Source organism: Bradyrhizobium sp. 33ap4, assembly GCF_032654765.1.
Taxonomy (GTDB): Bacteria; Pseudomonadota; Alphaproteobacteria; order Rhizobiales; family Xanthobacteraceae; genus Bradyrhizobium; species Bradyrhizobium australafricanum.
The window spans coordinates 126,358-145,015 of sequence record NZ_JAUMTJ010000012.1 but is presented as its reverse complement, the minus strand read 5'-3'; the positions used below and the strand labels follow the sequence as shown (position 1 = coordinate 145,015).

10 protein-coding genes and 1 pseudogene are annotated in these 18,658 nt (G+C 58.3%); 1 reads left to right on the top strand and 10 read right to left on the bottom strand.

The features are described from left to right. Positions 1 to 2: 2 nt before the first annotated feature. From Q2M23_RS11820 to Q2M23_RS11790, 7 genes and pseudogenes are all read right to left on the bottom strand, one after another. Positions 3 to 2,414, bottom strand: coding sequence for a 2-aminoethylphosphonate--pyruvate transaminase (locus Q2M23_RS11820; protein WP_410469715.1), 2,412 nt, complete (start codon positions 2,412 to 2,414; stop codon positions 3 to 5). A gap of 1,118 nt (positions 2,415 to 3,532) precedes the next feature. Further along, positions 3,533 to 3,695: pseudogene (locus Q2M23_RS11815) on the bottom strand (IS66 family transposase); the annotation flags it as partial. A 424-nt stretch (positions 3,696 to 4,119) separates the two neighbouring features. Further along, positions 4,120 to 4,773, bottom strand: coding sequence for an HD domain-containing protein (locus Q2M23_RS11810; RefSeq protein ID WP_316395666.1), 654 nt, complete (start codon positions 4,771 to 4,773; stop codon positions 4,120 to 4,122). A 1,099-nt stretch (positions 4,774 to 5,872) separates the two neighbouring features. Beyond that, positions 5,873 to 6,886, bottom strand: a complete 1,014-nt coding sequence (locus Q2M23_RS11805) for a hypothetical protein (RefSeq protein ID WP_316395665.1) — start codon at positions 6,884 to 6,886, stop codon at positions 5,873 to 5,875. A 1,505-nt stretch (positions 6,887 to 8,391) separates the two neighbouring features. Beyond that, on the bottom strand, positions 8,392 to 10,275 hold the full coding sequence (cysN, locus tag Q2M23_RS11800) for a sulfate adenylyltransferase subunit CysN (protein WP_316395663.1): 1,884 nt from the start codon (positions 10,273 to 10,275) through the stop codon (positions 8,392 to 8,394). Next, positions 10,275 to 11,174, bottom strand: a complete 900-nt coding sequence (cysD, locus tag Q2M23_RS11795; protein ID WP_316395685.1) for a sulfate adenylyltransferase subunit CysD — start codon at positions 11,172 to 11,174, stop codon at positions 10,275 to 10,277. The genes cysN and cysD overlap by 1 nt, the downstream gene beginning before the upstream one ends. A gap of 268 nt (positions 11,175 to 11,442) precedes the next feature. Then, the gene (locus tag Q2M23_RS11790; RefSeq protein ID WP_316395662.1) at positions 11,443 to 12,708 is read right to left on the bottom strand and encodes a sulfotransferase; all 1,266 of its coding nucleotides are present in this window, start codon (positions 12,706 to 12,708) and stop codon (positions 11,443 to 11,445) included. A gap of 671 nt (positions 12,709 to 13,379) precedes the next feature. Here Q2M23_RS11790 and Q2M23_RS11785 point away from each other — a divergent pair. Next, positions 13,380 to 13,934: a MarR family winged helix-turn-helix transcriptional regulator gene (locus Q2M23_RS11785; RefSeq protein WP_316395661.1), complete on the top strand. Its 555-nt coding sequence runs from the start codon at positions 13,380 to 13,382 to the stop codon at positions 13,932 to 13,934. A gap of 1,128 nt (positions 13,935 to 15,062) precedes the next feature. Here the strand turns inward: Q2M23_RS11785 and Q2M23_RS11780 are convergent. The 3 genes from Q2M23_RS11780 to Q2M23_RS11770 form a co-directional block, all read right to left on the bottom strand. Beyond that, positions 15,063 to 15,248, bottom strand: a complete 186-nt coding sequence (locus Q2M23_RS11780; RefSeq protein ID WP_075968370.1) for a hypothetical protein — start codon at positions 15,246 to 15,248, stop codon at positions 15,063 to 15,065. Positions 15,249 to 16,233: 985 nt separating this feature from the next. Beyond that, the gene (gene ccoS, locus Q2M23_RS11775; RefSeq protein ID WP_410469714.1) at positions 16,234 to 16,461 is read right to left on the bottom strand and encodes a cbb3-type cytochrome oxidase assembly protein CcoS; all 228 of its coding nucleotides are present in this window, start codon (positions 16,459 to 16,461) and stop codon (positions 16,234 to 16,236) included. After that, positions 16,461 to 18,647, bottom strand: coding sequence for a heavy metal translocating P-type ATPase (locus Q2M23_RS11770; protein WP_316395659.1), 2,187 nt, complete (start codon positions 18,645 to 18,647; stop codon positions 16,461 to 16,463). The genes ccoS and Q2M23_RS11770 overlap by 1 nt, the downstream gene beginning before the upstream one ends. Positions 18,648 to 18,658 lie beyond the last annotated feature (11 nt).

The window sequence follows — 18,658 nt, the reverse complement described above, 5'->3', positions numbered from 1 at the left end:
TGTCAGATTGCGGAAAGCGCCCTGTCCAGATCGCGCACGATGTCGTTGACGTCTTCGATGCCGACGCAAAGCCGGATCGAACCGCCAAATATGCCGGCGGCTTCGCGCTTCTCCCGCGGAACGGTGGTATGGGTCGTCGAAACAGGATGCGTCACGAGCGTCCGTGCATCCCCCACATTCGAAACGTGATACATCAGGTCGACGTTCTGGATGAACTTGCGCCCGGCCTGTTCGTCCTCCACCTCGAACATGACCATCGCGCCGTGTCCGTATGCGGGATTGAGCGTCTGGTCGACGGTTTCCCGGTCGGCTCCTTCGAACAGCCCCGGGTAGAAGACACGACGTACTTTCGGATGCGCCTTAAGAACGTCGGCCACGATGCTGGCGTTTGCGCAGTGCTGCTTCATGCGAAGGGGCAGCGTTTCAAGGCCTTGGATCAGCTGAAAGCTCGCAAAGGGGGCAATGGCCGCGCCAGTGTCGCGCAACCAGGTCATGCGAGCCTTCAGAAGAACCTCGCTTTTTCCGAGATCGTCAACATCTTGCAAGGCGTTGCGCCAGATGATCCCGCCATGCGCTTCGTCAGGACTGTTGAACAATGGAAAGCGGGAGGCTCCCCGGTAGCTGAACTTGCCGTTGTCAACGAGCAGACCGCCCAGCGTCGTGCCGTGGCCGCAGATATATTTCGTGGCGGAGTAGGTCGTAATCGCCGCGCCGAGATCTGACGGCCGACATACCAGCGGGGTCGTCGTATTATCCACAACCAAGGGAACGCCGTGCTTTCGGCCGATCTCAGCCAGCTGTTTGACCGGAAGCGGAATCAGACAGGGGTTTGAAATCACCTCTCCGAATAGGCAGATCGTGCGGTCATCGATGGCACGTTCGAAAGTCTCCGGCCTGCGAGGGTCCGCCGTCCTGACGCTGATACCAAGACGCTTCAACGTGTTGTGGAGCAGGTTCCAGGTATTACCATAGAGGTACGGTGAGGCGACGACGTTGTCCCCCACTTCTCCGCTTGACAGGTTGACGATGGCAAGGAACGTCGCCGCTTGACCCGATGCGACCGCGAGCGAGTCGCGTCCCATGTCGACCGCGGCATACCTTCTTTCCAGCGCACGGGTCGTCGGATTGATGATCCTCGTATAGGTGAACCCATCCGCCTTGACGTTGTAGACATCCGCAATGTGATTCAGATCGCCATCGAGTTCATAGGCCGTGTTCTGATAGATCGGCACTGCGACCGCTTTGGTCACCGGATCACGTCGGTAGCCCGCGTGCAGAACAGCAGTTTCGGCAGAGAACGGGAGCTGCGAGATCCTTGCGGACGGCGATGACGTCTCGATGCGACGCTCGCAAGCCTCCCGGGCCGACGCCGCCCCCGCGCACGGAACCGGACCAGACCGAAAGTATGTACGAAAGGCGCACCCCAATTGCTCGATCCAACTGGGTTGGATCTCGCCAATGCAACCGACCCGAAAACTCCGCGTCGCGAGGTGCAACTTCGAGTAGATGTAAAGGTTGTGGGCCGCCAAATGGCGATATAGCCCGTCAAATCCTTCCTGATCGGCGATGCCGGATGGCGCACTGAAGGCGACGCAGACCGGCGACTGCAAGTCGGCAGACAGCAGGGGAGACACTACCCCTTCGAGTTCTTGGACGAGATCGTCTCTAACCTTCTCATACCTGCGGCGCCGGGCATCGATGCCTTCCCCCTCCAGAATCTCCAAGGCCCTCGTCGTTGCCTGAACGATGTGGGTGGGCGGGGTCGATCGCCACTCACCGGAGCGCTCGAGCGAGAGCCATTGGTCTCTCACGTCGAGCACAAACGACCTCGGTTCTTGGACTGCGTTTCTTAGCAGCTCGCGAGACGCGATGACAAAAGCGACCCCTGGCGGCCCTTCAATGCACTTGTTGCTCGACGTCACCAGGACGTCTATCCCACCGCGGCTCAGGTCAACATCGATCGCGCCAAAGGAGCTCATACCATCGACGATCGTCTTGATACCACGCCGCTTCGCCTCTTCGACGATCGCATCCAGCGGATTGACGATTCCGGTCGTCGTCTCGCAATGCACGAGACACAGGTGGGTAATGCCGGGATTTCGGCTCAGATGCTCAGCAACTTCTTGGGGGTCCAAAGGCTCGGTAGCTCGTTTGACAAGCTTCAGCGCGTCGACGCCCCACAGCCGCAGGATCTTGAAGATGCGCTCGCCATAGATGCCGTTTATGCAAACGAGCGGCTTGTCCCCCTTGGACACGAACGAGGACAGAGCAGCTTCCATTGCAAAGGAGCCGCCTCCCTGAATAGGGACTACGGAATAATCCGCGGCCTTTCCCAGCAGATTGAGCATCAGCCGCCTCATGCGGGCGGTCACTTCCTTGAACTCGCAATCGCGCGATGCGAGATCGAGCTGCATCTGGCTCCTGACCGCCAGCGACAGCGACAACGGACCAGGCGTCAACAGAGAGCGCTGTCTTGTCACACTATCCCCTTAAGTTGTATTCGTCGACGAATCTGGAGGGGTGCCGCGACTTGAGTCACCTTGCATGCAGCCCCTCGCGTCATCTGCTATTGGGCGAAGCGCCATCGGCGCAGACGCGCTGCGCTTGACAACTCATCGAAAATTCGGCCGATCACGACATGCACATCAATCCGCAGATGCACAGCGATGCCCGCACGGCGCCAAGGCCCCATCGATATCATTCAGTTCTCCTAGGAATTCGCTCTGCCGCCGCATTTGCGCACCGAGGCGGCGCGAAGCGCAACTCTTGTCCAGCCGTCTTGCACGCAACGATCCAGCGCCTTCAACATCTTGCCTAGCAAGCTAGACGTGTCGGCTGATCGGCTTACGGCCGACCTGTGCCATCCAGGCGAACGTTGAAGTTCAGATAAAAGTGCACGTCGGACCGATCGCGCGCGGATGTCAATTCGCGCGTGGCGCCCGTTATGCGTGCCGCTGCTGACGCGCCGGATCCTGCGTGAGGCTTGAGACATTCGCATACTGTCACTCGCTGGAGAGTTCGGGACGTTGGCGACCTTTGCCGTCTATTTTCAGATCGTACAACTTGACGTTAGGTGCGTTTCAACCCTCTTCCGAACTCTTCTCATGTGATTTTTTTCTAACGTGCACGTCCGCGCGGAGCGATAAGCGAAGGCTGGCAGAAGATTGCAGGGAGCGGCGGCAAGCTGTGCTCAGAGGTGTCCACAGTGCGAAATCAGGGGTGAGGACGTTCTGCCTGCGAGGATTTGGCTCGATTCGCTTCGCGCCCTCGCCGAACTCCAGATCGGGATACAAGTTATCCGCCTTTGCTACTTTCCTTGAAGGTCGATGCCTTGGAAGTGCCCGCCACCGCTCTACATGTCCGCCATCATGTCATCATTGCGTCTGAACGGGGGGTCCCCTGTCTCGTCCAGTCAGGCTCGGGCTTGCGATTGGCGGGACCTTTTGCAGCGATCAGCTCGACAACTTTTGCTGAGCCCCGGCGGAGCAAACCGCCGAGTGCGGGGCGAGCCATGCGAACAGATCTACGTCGTAGCTGTCTGCAGCAATGCTGCGATGGTTTCCCAGTGTTGTCCGCTGTCGTGGACCGGAGAGAGGCTATTCTTTCTCGTAACTATTTGGGGCCTGATCCCGCGCTCGTCGCCGAGCTTGATGCGGCCGTTGGTGGAGGAAACGCTCGAAGAAGGCGCGGCGCGCCCAATGCTTCCAAAATATGAGGCATATGCTTACGTGGGGAGAATAGTCGAATGCGATCTGACGCATTATGCGAACGGAAGGTGGTGGTGACCAAAATGCTGCGTTGGGATGTCGCCGGAGCACTGGGGGACGATGGAGCTCACCACCAAAGAGCAGGTGTAAGTGAGGGACTTCGAAGCCTGTACGTAACGTGCCCTAAAATGCTGGCCTAGGTACTGGCGGGACGCTGAGACAATCGCCAACACTGCCTGCACCGCTTGGTCTTTCTCCTCGTAAGGAATTCTGGCCAGTCAGAACACTCCAGCCGAATTCACGCAGTAGAACCTCTATACTGATCAGACCCGGCACTAGACGGGGTGAGTTGCACGGTCTTCTGATCAGACCAGCGCGACAACCTTCTGAAAACCCCGACACTTTTCCCGATCTAGATCTCCCGAAACAATTCGTCCAGATAGCGCACCAAGCGCTCGTGCCTGGGTCTTGCTAGGGATCTTCCAGCCGCGGTTTGGAATCCCGACGCCAGCTTGAGCAATTTGGTGTCGAAATGATCGACTGCAAATTTCCTGTCGTCATGCGGACGATTTCGAGCGCGAGGATCGCCGACGTCATAAAGCGACCGCCTTAGCCGACCTGCAAGGTGAAAGCATCGAGCCACCCCAATCATTCCGATTGCGTCTAACCGATCGGCGTCTTGAACGATTTTTGCCTCTAACGTTCGAGGAGGCACATTTGCGGAGAAGCTATGGGCCTCGATTGCATGCGCAACGGCCTCGATAGCGCTTGCCGAGAAGCCTTGTTCCCTCAGCAACTTCGACGCTTTATCGGCCGCGTGCCGAGATGCCTGAAAACGAAAGGGAGACTCCTTCTCAACCGCTGCGCAGTCGTGAAGAAGGATGCTAGGAACCAGGATCGTGAGATCGCCGCCCTCGATCGCCTGTATTGTTCGCGCGTTCTTCCAAACTCGTAGAGTATGGCTAATGTCGTGCGAGGCATCGTCCTCCCGTGGAATATGAGGAATCAACTGGCTGGCAAGTTGCTCAAGCGGTGCGAAAGCGCTTGCGATCGTGTTGGGGGTCATGATCGAACTTTCACTGACCGATGGGCTGCTGCCCTTCGCATCCGTAGCAGCCTCGACAGGCTTCCTGGACGCTCCGCACGGCCAGGCGTGTCAACACAATTGGATCCGAATTGCCTTGTGCAGCTAGAGTTAGTACTTTTTCGGCGATGCATGCCTTCAACGATGACGTCCGCCTTGCTTCGGGCACCATCGCGACGGCATCATCCAGAACACCTCTCAACAAAGCACACAGTTTAGCTTGCGGGGTCATGACGCTAATCCACCAGGGAAGCTCTCTCCGACGTCAGCTTCGGCTCGCCCAACCAGTGGTCCCTAGAAAGCCTCGTGGAATTATTGGAGTTCGATGCGCCGGCTTCAATGACCGGGAGGAAGTCTTAGGCACGACAACCAAGTACAAGAAATATGATTCGGCAATGTGACAGGGTTCCAAGCTACGGATATTCGAGGTGTATCTCGCCGAGTGGAACCGCGCGTCGCGAACGTGCGTATCACCGCTGCGCTACTCGCAAGCGCTGCAGACGTGCACGCCGGGTTGACGACACGCCCGTTCGAAAGCCGACACCGCATGAGGTGCACAAGCGCCTCGTTTTGCTCCTCGTTGTCGTTATATGACTAACATGGCTCGTTTTTGCCAAGCTTAGGCACGGCTCGGAGAAAGCCCCTTCGTGACGCAACTCGCACGAGCGGCGCACCGCCGTCCGTGCGCTTTCCTTGAGCACGACAGCCCGCACCTCTTTGAGGTCGGACCGTCTGGCACGCGAGTTGCTGGGAGTGTCGCGTGGACTTGGCTTCTCATACATTCACGCAGCCCCCGAGATGGCCAAGTTCAACAAACGCGGGCGGCCTCTCCTGGCCGCCCGCACGCCTTTCCGTCTGCGCATCGGCGGCTCGCTCAATGGCTTTGGAGAAGCCCGAAGAGGCGCGTAGGAAATAGTCTCAGGGAAAGACCGCAACCAGCATTGTGCTTTCCGCTGGCAAAGCTTGAACTCCCTCCCCAAATCGTCGCCTGATCCGGTTCGTTGCAGGCCGAACTCCGCGTTCCTTCATGGACAACCAGTTAGGTGCCAGTTGATAGAGAATATTTTGCGCGGCCGCGTCGTCATAGTGTCTGCGTGACCAGCTCGAGCTGAAGCGCGGCCAGAACGCTGATGCCATCGCGGTGTTCGATGGCCTCGCCCGCAGCCTGCGCGGCTTGTACCAGGGCGGCCTCTTTGCGTTCGGTCATCAATTTGTCAGCTTCGATCTGAGTTAGCAGCTTTTCACGCTCATCCGCCGGGAGCGCGGCAGCATCGTCGCTGTTGGTATCGATCAATTCGTTCACCTTTTCGGTCAAGGTGTCACGAAGGACCCAACAGAGCAGCCCAATTACATCGGGAACCTGGCCAGATGCTCTGCCCACAACCCGCGTGTCCGCACCGAGGACCACAGCCGTCAGATCGTGCTCCTGGAGGATGAGCGGCCATTTGATCTCACGCGCGTTGTCATCAATCATGGCCGAGATAGACGGCGCTCCACGTTCCGCCAGTCGTGCGATCAGAACCGCCGCGTCTTGCTTCTTTGCCTCGCTGGGAAATGGCGCACTGCGAATCCGGTGCGCATCGGCTTCGAGCTCGCCAAGACGCAGGCGCAAGCGCTTGAGGGCCTCACTGATCGGCTCGTCGCGCCCTAAAATCTCCGACAGCGCGATTTGTGGGATCGAGGTAAGACGCACGCCCGACCGCAGGCCACTGCGAGCCAGAAAGGCCCGGCAGCGTGACGCCAGGCTCTCGCAGTTCCGCATACGGGCGGCAGCAGTCGCCTCCCGACCGATGAGGCAACGCAACTTTTCAGCGAATCCGGCGGCTTGCAAGTCCAAGTCACGGATTTGCGCCTTCTCCTTGTCCGCGACGGGGCCGCCGGCGGTGCGGGCCAATATCAGCTGTTTGCGGCGGGTCTCGACGCGGTGAAGCTCGGCACGAGTCGCGCGCATTTCCTCATCAAGCGGCGACCACGTTGAGCGCGCGTCCCCTGCACGATCCACGATCGCCTCGAACCGCTGCCGGGCGCCCTCATCGGGCAGCAGGTCGATAGGGTCGATTTGAAAGCAACTTTTGCAACCTATGTCTTCATTCACGCGTCGTCTCGCAGCGGTTATGTGTCAGATACCCCGGTTTCGCTGGCAATGATTCGTAGTAAGTAATTTTTAATGCTTTCATCGCCGATTGCCCTCAGCGCAATTCCAGCGCGATGGGCCTAGCTTGGAGCGCCGACGGTACGGCGTCCCTGGTTTCAGCGGCCCCAACCGTTCGCCCGCAGCGCTTTCGTATACGGAGCATTTGAATCTCTCACGGGTGGGCGCAGGTCGATTTATGAATCTAACCGGACCAGAAATCGGATCTAGAACGAAGCGAAATCATGAGTGCGGTGGTTTTGTCTCCGCGCAGAGCGTCAAGCGCCAACGACCGCTGAATCCCATCGGCTTTCTATATCCGAGACCCCTGCCTCGCCCTCGGGCGGCCATACCACATCCGTTTGCGTTACGCGTACTGCGCACGGATCTCCTGTGCGGCCGCGGCGATCGAGAGGTGAGATATGGCAAATCTGCCCAACATCGCGCCCGCCGCAATGACCCACAATGTCCGAGCCGGGCGCCGGCCGGGCGATCGCGCCGGCCGTACGACAACCAGTCCTGGGCCATCGCCAACTCTGGCGACTGCATTTTGGCATCGCTGAGCTGAAATCCGAATGCAGGTACCGCGGAAATTGAGAGTTGGGCCATGAGTGAACATATCGGACCGCGATGGCCGCCGCTGAACTGCTCGTTTCCGCCCCCGATCAACGTGAGATTGGATTCGGAAACTCGGGTCGTCGAAACTGTAATATGCTAAGCGAGGTAGCTGACGAAAAGCTGACGCGCAGCACGCTAAGCGTCTGTGGCGCCGCGTTTTGGAGCCAAGCTGACGTGATCGCCAGTACAGCGTTCTTGCGAGACAGCAGGCAGGTACGGCATCGAGCTTCCGGTCGACGTCGAGAGAATATCGCGTGACAGCTGATCCTGGTGCCTGCCCCGGCTTTCGATCAAACTCACGAGCGATCGAAACTTCGTGGCCGAGCTGCGCGGTCTCGTAGTTTATGTCAGGGCGCTGGAGTATCTCGTACAGATTTCAAACTCCAAGCGCTGGACTGCAGCCAGCCGATGCTGGCGATGCTTCCGCACCTGTGTTCAATTCCTCCGCTGCTTCAGCCGGGCACAGGTTTGATCAGGAGAGCGCGGCGCACGCCATACGCGCAAGAAACGGCGTGAAGCGAAAAACTCAAGTTACTGGAAGCCCGACTTCTTCTCTGGCCTTTGTTCTGGCGTCGTAGATCCTGACCTGGAGCATCGGACGGCGCCTCTTGAGCTCCTGCGCTCCTGCAAAGGCCCCATCTCTGGTCGCAAATTCGGTTTTCAATTGACCGTCGATTTCGAGCACATAACCAGAAGCGGGTAATCGACGTGTGGACGCGACCATTTTGTTCCTTAGAGCATGAGTCCATTGATGTCCGTGCTTAACCCGAGTCGCCTTGGCCGGGCCAGCGGCTTGGTGAGGCGCACATCGTGCTAAACGGTGGCATACGAGGTGATAGGTTCGATAATCACTAACCGTCAAGAATTTGGCGCGCCACCAAGACATCGATCACAGCTTGGGCCATTTGCTCAGGCGTCTGCTCCATGGTCCTGAGATGAATTTCAGGTCTTGTCGGCGTTTCATAGGACGCATCGATGCCGGTGAAGTTCTTGATCTTTCCGGACTTCGCCTTTGAATAAAGACCTTTGGGATCGCGCCGCGCGCATTCTTCGATCGGTGTATCGACAAAGACTTCGACAAACTCCTCCCTGCCAACCAGACTGCGCACCATATCTCGTTCGGCCCTGTGAGGCGAGATGAACGAACAAATCACGATCAAGCCACTGTCCGCCATCAACTTGGCAACTTCCCCGGTACGCCGAATGTTTTCCATGCGGTCGGTCTCGGAGAAGCCGAGGTCCGCGTTTAATCCGTGCCGCAGGTTGTCTCCATCCAACAGCATGGCATGCCGAGACATCGCAAACAGCTTTTGATCGACGATGTTGGCAATTGTCGACTTTCCCGCGCCGGGCAGGCCGGTAAACCAAATGATGCAAGGCTTCTGGTTCTTGAGAGTGGCCCGCTCCTTGCGTCCCACTGCAAGGGGTTGCCAAGCGATGTTGGCAGCTCGCCGCAGTGGACATGCGATCATCCCGGCTGCGACCGTGCGGTTGGTATATCGGTCGATGACGATAAATGATCCGGTCTTGCGGTTGACCTCGTAAGGATCGAACGCCGCGGGCAATGCGGTTGAGACATTGCAAAATCCGATCTCGTTTAGGCCAAGCGTCCTGGCTGCCAGATGCTCGCGCGTATTGACGTCGATTCGATGATTGATCGCAGTAATGCTGCCGGCTGTGGTCTGCGATCCAATGCGCAGAATGTAGTTGCGTCCGACAGCGAGTTGGTCCTCATCCATCCAGATCAGATGAGCGGCGAATTGATCGGCGAGTTCCGGTCGCTCGGTTGGGCATGCCAGGAGATCGCCGCGGCTGATGTCGATTTCGCTTTCAAGAGTAAGCGTGATTGCATCGCCCGCCTCGGCGCAAGGTAGATCGCCGTCTTGAGTTACAATCCGCCTGACGCGCGCGGTTCGTCCGGACGCTGCGACAACGATGTCGTCTCCCACCGAGATGCTTCCTGAAGCCACGGATCCGGCGTAACCTCGGAAATCCAGGTCCGGCCGGTTCACCCACTGGACCGGAAAGCGGAAGGCCTGCCGGGAGCTGTCGGAGCGGATCCCAATGCTCTCGAGCTGGCCGAGCAGGCAGGGACCATCGTGCCAGCGAGTGTTGCAAGAGCGGTTGACGACATTGTCGCCGTACCTGGCAGAGATCGGGATCGGGACGATCGTATCGAAGCCGAGATCTGCGGCAAAGGCCACATAGTCGGCGACGATCCGATCAAAGGTCTCTTTGCTGTAGTTGACGAGGTCGATCTTGTTCACTGCCAAGACGAGGTGGCGGATACCAAGGAGCGAACAGATGAACGAGTGCCGCTTGGTTTGAACCAGCACGCCCTTACGCGCATCGATGAGGATGATGGCGAGCTGAGCATTTGAGGCGCCAGTTGCCATGTTGCGGGTATACTGCTCGTGGCCGGGTGTATCAGCCACCATGAAGGAGCGCCGCTCCGTCGCAAAGAAACGATAGGCTACATCGATCGTGATGCCTTGCTCTCGTTCGGCTTCAAGCCCGTCGACGAGCAGCGCGAAATCGATCTCACGGCCGGTAGTGCCGTGCTTGGCGCTGTCCCGTTCCAACGCCGTCATCTGATCCTGGTAAATCATCTTGCTGTCGTGCAGCAGCCGGCCTATCAGCGTGGATTTCCCGTCATCGACCGAGCCGCATGTGATGAATCGCAGCTGATCCTTTGGCTTGGCTTGGATAGATTGCGTTATCGGTTTGGCAAGCATCAAAAGTAGCCTTCCCGCTTCTTCTTCTCCATCGAAGCGGCTTCATCGGCATCGATCAGGCGGCCCTGACGCTCCGATACTGTCGCGGTCTGCATCTCTGCGACAATGTCTTCGATCGTTGTCGCATCGGATTCAATGGCTCCGCTCAACGGATAGCATCCCAGCGTACGGAAACGGGTCATCCGCATTTGCGGCGCCTCGCCGGTCAGAAGCGGCAATCGCTTGTCGTCGATCATGATCATCGCGCCATTTCGACGCACGATCGGTCTTTGCTTTGCGAAGTAGAGCGGGACGACCGGAATCTGCTCGCGCATGACGTATTCCCAGACGTCGAGCTCAGTCCAGTTCGACAGTGCAAAGACGCGCATGGTTTCCCCCTGGCGAATCCGAGTGTTGAACAGATTCCAGAGTTCCGGCCGCTGGTTACGAGGGTCCCATACGTGCCCTGCCGAGCGGAAGGACAGAATCCGCTCTTTTGCGCGGCTCTTTTCCTCATCACGTCGGGCACCGCCAAAAGCAGCATCGAATTCGTGGAGGTCGAGCGCCTGCTTCAGGGCGTCTGTCTTCATCACCTGGGTATGAAGCGCGGAGCCGGAGTCGATAGGATTGATCCCGCGCTCGATGCCCTCCTTATTTACATGGACGATTAGGTCGAGGCCGAGCCGCTTGGCTGTGGCGTCCCGGAAGTTGATCATCTCGCGGAACTTCCAGGTCGTGTCGACGTGGAGCAGGGGAAAAGGCAACTTTGTGGGATAGAAGGCCTTGATCGCAACGTGCAGCATCACGCTCGAGTCTTTTCCGATCGAGTAAAGCATGACCGGCTTTTTGAACTCGGCGACCACGTCACGCATGATTTCGATCGATTCAGCTTCGAGACGGCGCAGATGTCTGGGCAGCATATGTTCTTTTCGATGCAGGATCTCTGTTCTTCGCCGGTCTACGGCCGCAGCCCCGATGAGATACCGGTGGCGAAAAAAGCTGCTCGCCATGAGGCACGGCTCGCTGCAAGGTCAAGCACGAGTGCAACCGGGAGCCGCAGACCGGAGCGCATTCCACCGCTGATGAGGTCTAGCCTGCGCCAGCCATCCGGCGCGCAGATCAACTCATTGCGGGCTAAGTACTAGCTAAATAAGCCAGCGTGTTTTGATCGCAAGCATCCAGATCACCCTAAGGCATATTGAGGGCCTGCTCAAGGCGTTCGATCTCGCTGCGTAGAATCTTGATGGCCGCGTCGCGATTTTGAATAGCATCCAATCCCGCGGCGCGCTCAGCTTCTGAGGTCAACAGCACGTGTTGCAACCGAGCCGCCATTGAGTCCGCCAGCCGCAGATCCTCCTCGACGTTGGTGCCCGACAGATTTTGCGTCTGCCGCACTATGGAGCTGCTGGATGCTGAACGAACGCTCTTTGAAATCTTCGGACCTGTGCCGACTGGCTCACCTGTTTGAGATGAGCCGGATAATGCTCCTGCCTTGCCACTGCGCAAATCCCACCAGATCTGGAATATCCGACGATAGAGTTCGGTTACCTCTCCTCCCCTATCCACCACTCCGGCTTGCTGTGCATGCAGCAGCTCCTGCTCATATCCGAGTTCTATCAAAAGTTCGGCGCCGATCAGATCGGTCACCGTTTGCATCTCTTCGGCGCTCAATTGCGATTGCCATGCTTTGACAGAGCTTTCGTCGACCGCGTTTCGCTCCAGGATTTTCCGGTCTCCGAAGCGGCTGGATCGAAGATAATCCGCCTGTTCCATTCCCGCGGATACGGCAACCGCTGAATCACAGCCAAGCGCAACCAACAGGCGCCGGATTTCCTGATCGGGATGCGCCACGAGCAGTTCGTATTTTATTAGCTGCGTCCGCGGCCGAGTGCGGTGCGCGGCGAGCCTGGGAAGGCCAAGAACCAGATCGGCGAGCGACGATATGACGACATCGGGCAGGCGGAGCATGAGATCAGCGAGAGCAGATACGCTGACCGGGTGGGAGTTTTCTGCCCGGAGCGGGATACCCCACGTTGATTTCAGTGAAGCCGCGATGGCATAGGGATTGCGCATCAGAAGGATGTGTGGCGCCTCTGGATAGACAGCTTCAAGAAATTCCAGCGCCGTCCAGTAGCGTGGCGTCTTGTCTATGATGATGCGCTTGCCCGCTGCCGCCAGATACTGGCTGTACGCAGTATCGGCAAAGGCCCGGCAGACCAACGTGCGATCTATCCGTCCCAAAAATTCGGATGTGGCAGCCTCGATCAGCGAGGATCCTGCCGGATGTCGCTGATCGACCCTGCCAAATGCCTCAAGTGCCAACATAAACCAGGGCTCAGGCGGAGCCACAATGTCAGGATGGTGCTGGAGCAAGTGCGCCAGGAGTGTCGTCCCGGATCGCGGGAGGCCGAGAAGAAAGCAAACCGCAGGAGAACGGTCAAAGCCATCGCTCATAGTTCAGACCCTCATTAAGCGCCCCCCGCCGCAGCACTAGTTCGATTGAGCGAATAGCGCAGGCCGTGAGATCACGTGAGGCGGCCGCTTGCGCTGAACGCATCATCTGAGAAGATTTGCGCTTGCAATTGATCTCAAGAGCTATTGCGTTCGGCGGTTTAACGGTCAAAGAAGCATTTCGCTGCCCCCGTTGCTCACACAGTTATAACGAAGTCAAAGGTCAGCTCAACTCTACGAAGATTGGCTATCGACATGGGAAGGTTGGGAAGAACTATACGGACGTTTACCGGATAAATGCCTGCGCCGTAGGGACGTTGTTACATCGCCGACGTAAGAAGGCGACATGCGCCTCCGTGATGCTCGGCATGCCCGAGAAATTTGGCAGGAGAGCGGACAGATCAGCGAGTGAGGCAAGAAGCACACGGTAATCACGGCTATCTCAGCTGGCAGGCGCAGCGATCCGACCGGCGTGCAGCACCGACACATGCAAGTTGCCCGTGAATGCCGTCGCTAGTCTTCAAGACAATGAGCGAGGCCCCCCCAGCATCCCTACGCACGCTACCCTATCCGTCCGGACCGTACCAAGTGTTTGATTTGCTTGCTCTTACGGCGTTGTACCTACTGCCAATTCGCGCTAAGGGAAGCCGGTGAACGATGGAACCTGACCTACGATGCCGCCGGATTTGCCCGGTCTAGCCAGCACGCTTGAAAGTGTCTCTACTGAGGGGCTGGAGACGGTCCGGCCGTTCATGTGGGAGATCAGGTCAATCAGTGCGTGTCTCGAAGAGCTTGCCAGATTCCGAGCTCATGTCCTCGGCGTCACTGGACCACAGTGGATGATCCTGATGGCAGTGGCCTACTTAGGCAAGGAAAATGGTGTCTCCGTCAACGTGGTGTCAAAGTTGATGCACGTTGACCCTTCCTTCGTCACGACCCACTCAAAGCTACTAGAGAAAAGTGGATTCCTGCGGCGCAAGCAGTGCGCGAGCGATGCTCGGGTCGTGCAGATGACGCTGACGGCCAAAACTCGCAAACGCCTGTTGACTTTGGCGCCGCAACAGCCAGGACTGGACGAGCTCGCCTCTGATGAATTCGGGGTAAGCGGATCAAACGAGTTCATTACCCAGCTGGCCGCGGTCAGGCATCGTCTGGAGAAGGTTCGCCGTGAGAGCGTCTCTGGCCTTCCGAAGACCAAACGGGCGACCGTCAGAAATGACGCTCCGTAGCCCATGTCAACGCTTCCAGTTTTCGAGTCATTCTTGAAGCAGCGCGGACGAAGGTGGTTGTGGTGCGTTTATACGGCCGAAGGTACCCGCGTGATGACGGGCTCAGGACGCAGCCGCTCCGCCGCCAGCTATCAAGCCAACCGTGCGCTGTTTCTATTGCTGCTGGGCGCACCGTATCGCTCCGAAGCTCGAGCGAACCGGCGGGCGCGGCCGGGTACGCTTACGCCCAAGCCGTAGCCCCCCATGATCTTCGCGTAATACCCACTCGCAAGATTACTCATCGGCGACACTATCGCGTCCTGATTTTAAAGACCTACTCCAAAGGCCATTACGCAACTTTCTCCTTGGTCAGCCGAGAGGAGCCGATCACAGTGACAACGAGACAGCTGAATTTTGCACTTAGGCAAACCGGCCAAGAAGTGCGTATAGGCTCAGTTTCGTGATGTAGCCAGTTTATGCCGAGATGGCAGCAACTACCAGGCTCCTTTCAAGGCTTCGTCAAAGATGCCGCGCGCTGGAGGCCGACCGCAATCGTGAAGCTGTAGCGAGCACTGAGTGAAATGCTCATCTCTCTGCAAATCTCAATCCTGCGCCCCCACAAAACCGCGAGCGGACCGCCGATCACGGACACACACGTTCTGCGCTGTGCCGGCGAAACTCCTTCGAGCGACAGGCCGTTGGTGACGCAAACGACAAGTTCTCCTCGGATCAGCTGCTGGAACTCTGCCACCTCATCAGTCCAAGGCGCTCAGGGCCTCTGGCAGGAACACACCGGGAAGCACACCAGACGTTCACGAAGAATGCAGGCTGTACTCACCGAGCACGCAGGCTTCGACACTTCACATTATAGCGCTTCACAACCTACATTCTCGGTATCAGCAGCAACGATCGCGCAATGAAATCAAGGGAAATCAGCTCTGGGCTCGAAGTTTGTTCCTTCAGGAGTTGGGCTATATTCATGGCCGGAATTACTGCGCTTTAAACAGCGACCGGTGCAGGGCCAGGCAGGATTCGAGCCGCATACCGTTCTGCGGAAATCCGCGAAGCGCAGTTGCGACACAAATCCAACAGCCAATAAGGGCGGCCCGGGAGCCGCCCTACTGACCAATCACCAGCACATTCCATAAGCTAACGCTGATGTCCCAATCCGATGCCAAGATGCAGGGCCTTCTGGCGTAGCGCACCGACAGAGCGTTTGGTCATTTTTGATATCTTTGTGACCGGCGTTCGAGCCTTTGAATGGACCTTGAGCTCCTTGATATCTGCCTTGGTCCACTCGCGCCGCTTAACGCGTTTCTTGGTTGCTTTTTTCACAATGAATGCTCCTTTTGAGAGGAGCGGCTTGTAACATAGTTTTTTCAAAGCGACGACCGTAAAAAAGAGGCAACATAGCACTCGCGCAAAGTTGCAAGCTCGCTCATATGTTCAGAAGACAATATCTCAGGTATTAACGACGGCTGCCCGGTTGTAACATTTCGTGGAGGTTTGGTATCAAGAGACTTCGCCACGAGTTGACGAATGCAGCTCTCCTCATCGACGCACATTGTTCGAAACCAAGCAGGTTATAGCAAGTCGTTGAAAACTTTTGACAAGCGAATTGCGATTAGTCCGAGAACTGCTCAGGTTCGAGGTTTGTATCGATCTTGGAGGGATCAATCCATGCAAGTCCCTGTGAGACACCGTCGCGATCTCTTGTAATGGTCGCTCCCGCCACAGTCGGCAAGCTGATCGTCTAGCTGCGTGAGTTTCGTTTGCGCTGATCGAGACAACTGGATCGGATCTCGTCTTCCATTGCGCGATCTCGACAACCTATCGAAGTGGTACAATCCTGTCGCGTGAACAGCTTTCATTTTTCTTGACGTAGCGCGAGAGCGGCAAAGCCATCATTTGCACTCGCAATGATCTCTTAGAAAGAGAGATTTCGGACGACGTCCGATATCGACGGCCAGCGCTTTTGGCTCCAGTCGCCACACTCGTCCAAATTCGAGCGTTCCTCGTTGTCCGACGGTCGACCTTGCTGGAGAATGCGACATCGCCGGCCCGATTGATTACGCGATCGAGATAGCGGTGATCGATGAGACTGCAGCTAATGGGACGTCGTGGGCGAGGCAGCGGCTGAAGCCGCGACTGCAGCTATCGTGGTCTCGGACACACTGCTCGCCATCGATAGCCGGACAGACCATCGAGCAGCCTTTGTTGATCATGGAGCGCACTGCTTCCCTCAACTAGCTGCTTGCTGTCCGACTTCGCGACTCGCATGTTCTCGCCAGTTGCGCGGTGGGCCGACTGGATGCGCGAGCTAGCACTCGCGTGGACGGCGCTGACGACCGCTTCCACGAATGCCCTGGTCCATTTTCACTATCTGGATCGGCACCGACGGCTCGTTGGGCTCTTCATCGGTGATTGCGCGCCAAGCCACCCCGTCGAGATCGTCATACTGACCACTCTTCAGCGACCACAGAAAGCCCAGCAGGCCGAAGAAGCCGAGCGAAAGAGCGAGCGGAACCAGATAGACCAGGACTTCCATCAGGCCGCCTCGCTTCTTCGTGCCCGTAGCGCATTCAACATGACCAGTACCGACGAACCTGACATAGCCGCAGCGGCAATCAGCGGCGTCACCAAGCCGGCGATCGCAATGGGCACAGCCAGAAGGTTGTAGACGACAGCAAGCCAAAGATTCTGCCGCATCAGTCGCAGCGCCTTGCGCGAGCCTCTGACCGCCGTCATCACGGGCTCGAGACGCTCACCGAGGAAGACCACATCAGCGACTGCCTGGCTCATATGGGTGGCAGTGACAGGCGACATCGATGCATGCGCTGCAGCGAGCGCGGGCGCATCGTTCAAGCCGTCGCCGACCATCAACACCTTGTGCCCCTGGCTGGTCAGGTCTTCGATCCGAGCGACCTTGTCCGGCGGCGAGACGTTGGCGCGCCACCTTTGAATGCCGAGCGTCTCGGCGGCCCGCCGGACAGCTGGCTCACGATCCCCCGAAACGATCTCGACCATGATACCAAGGCACGCGAGGCTCGCGACGACCTCGGCTGCGTCTGGCCGTATCCGTTGCCGGACGGCAAAGACGTGCCTGACGTCGCCATGGCTGAACGCGACGACGGAGGCCTCGGGATCACGGCACAGGATCTCGTTCGCGAGGCTGTCGGCACCGCAGAAGGCGGGGTGGCCAAGTCGGATCGGCGCTCCCTCATAGTAACCGTGGACCCCTCGCCCGGGCTCCTCTTCGATATCGGCGAGCGGCTCGCTTGCACCGGCAGTTCGTGCGACGGCGGCGGCGATCGGATGGCGGCTCGCCAGCGCGAGCCGGCCTGCCAATTCGATGACATGGTGGGGAATAGTAGCGAGGTTGGCGACATCGAGCTCAGGCAGCGTCAGCGTACCGGTTTTATCGAAGATCACTCGGTCCACCTGCGCAATACGCTCGATCGCATCCCCCGCATTGAGCAGCACGCCGGAACGGAATAGTGCGCCGGAGGCCACGGTCTGCACCGCGGGGATAGCCAGGCCCAGCGCGCAGGGGCAGGTGATGATCAAGACTGCGATCGCGGTGACGACCGAGTCATGGAAGGCGGCGCCGGAGGCCAGCCAACCAAGCATCGTCAGCAAGGCCGTAGTGTGAACGATGGGCGCATAGAGCCGCGACGCGCGCTCGGCGAGGCGCAGATAGCGCGAGCGCGCTTGCAGGGCATGATCAAGTAGCCTGGAGATCTCGGCAAGCAGTGTGCCGTCCGAGGCCGTCGCCGCGCGGACGCGCAGGGTGCCGGATCGGACCAATGTGCCGGCGAACACCGCGCTGCCTGGAGCCGCAATCGCCGGCAAGGTCTCGCCGGTAACGAGGCTTTGATCGACCTCGGAGTGTCCCCCGATCACGCTGCCGTCGACGGTACAGCACTCGCCGGGTCGGACCAGCACGATATCTCCCGGTTTGATCGCCGCCACAGGAACGGTTCTGATTTCGGTAGGACTTATGAACTTCGCTGCAGTTTCCGCCTTTAGTGCAGCAAGGTTGCTGGCGAAGGCGCGGGTGCGCCGCCTCATGTTCTGGTCGAGATAGCGGCCTGCGAGAAGGAAGGCGATCAACATGATTGCCGCATCGAAAAAGGCGTGCTCGGCATGAACGATGGTCTCGATCAGCGAAGTTGCCAAGGCGAGCAGGATCCCGATGCTGATCGGCACGTCCATATTGGCTCCGCGTGCCCGAAGCGCCGCAAAAGCGGAAGAGAAGAACGGTTGCGCACAATAGGCCGCCGCGGGCAGGACGATCAGCGCGGAGAGCCAATGAAAGAAGTCGCGCTGCTCCGGCAGCATGTCCGAGACATTTCCGGACCACACCGGGATCGACAGCATCATCACGTTCATCGCGGCAAAGGCGGCGACGCCGAGCCGTCGCAACAAGCTCTGCGCCCTTTCCGCCTCCAACGTCTCCGCACTGTCCCGCTGGAAGGGATACGCCCTATAGCCTAGTTCGGCGAGCCGCTTGACAAATAGCGCTGGATCGAGCGCTCCAGCCTTCCATTCGATCACCAGCCGGTTTTCGGTAAGGTTCACGCGTGCCGAGGTCACATCCGGAATGCTCGACAAATTGCGCTCGATCTTGCCCATGCAGCCCGCGCAGCTGATGCCCTCTACCGCGAGGTCGAGTTGGACGAGGTCCGCGCCCGCCCTTTTCAGAAAGTGAGAAAAATCGATGTCTTTCTGCATGGGGCATGTAC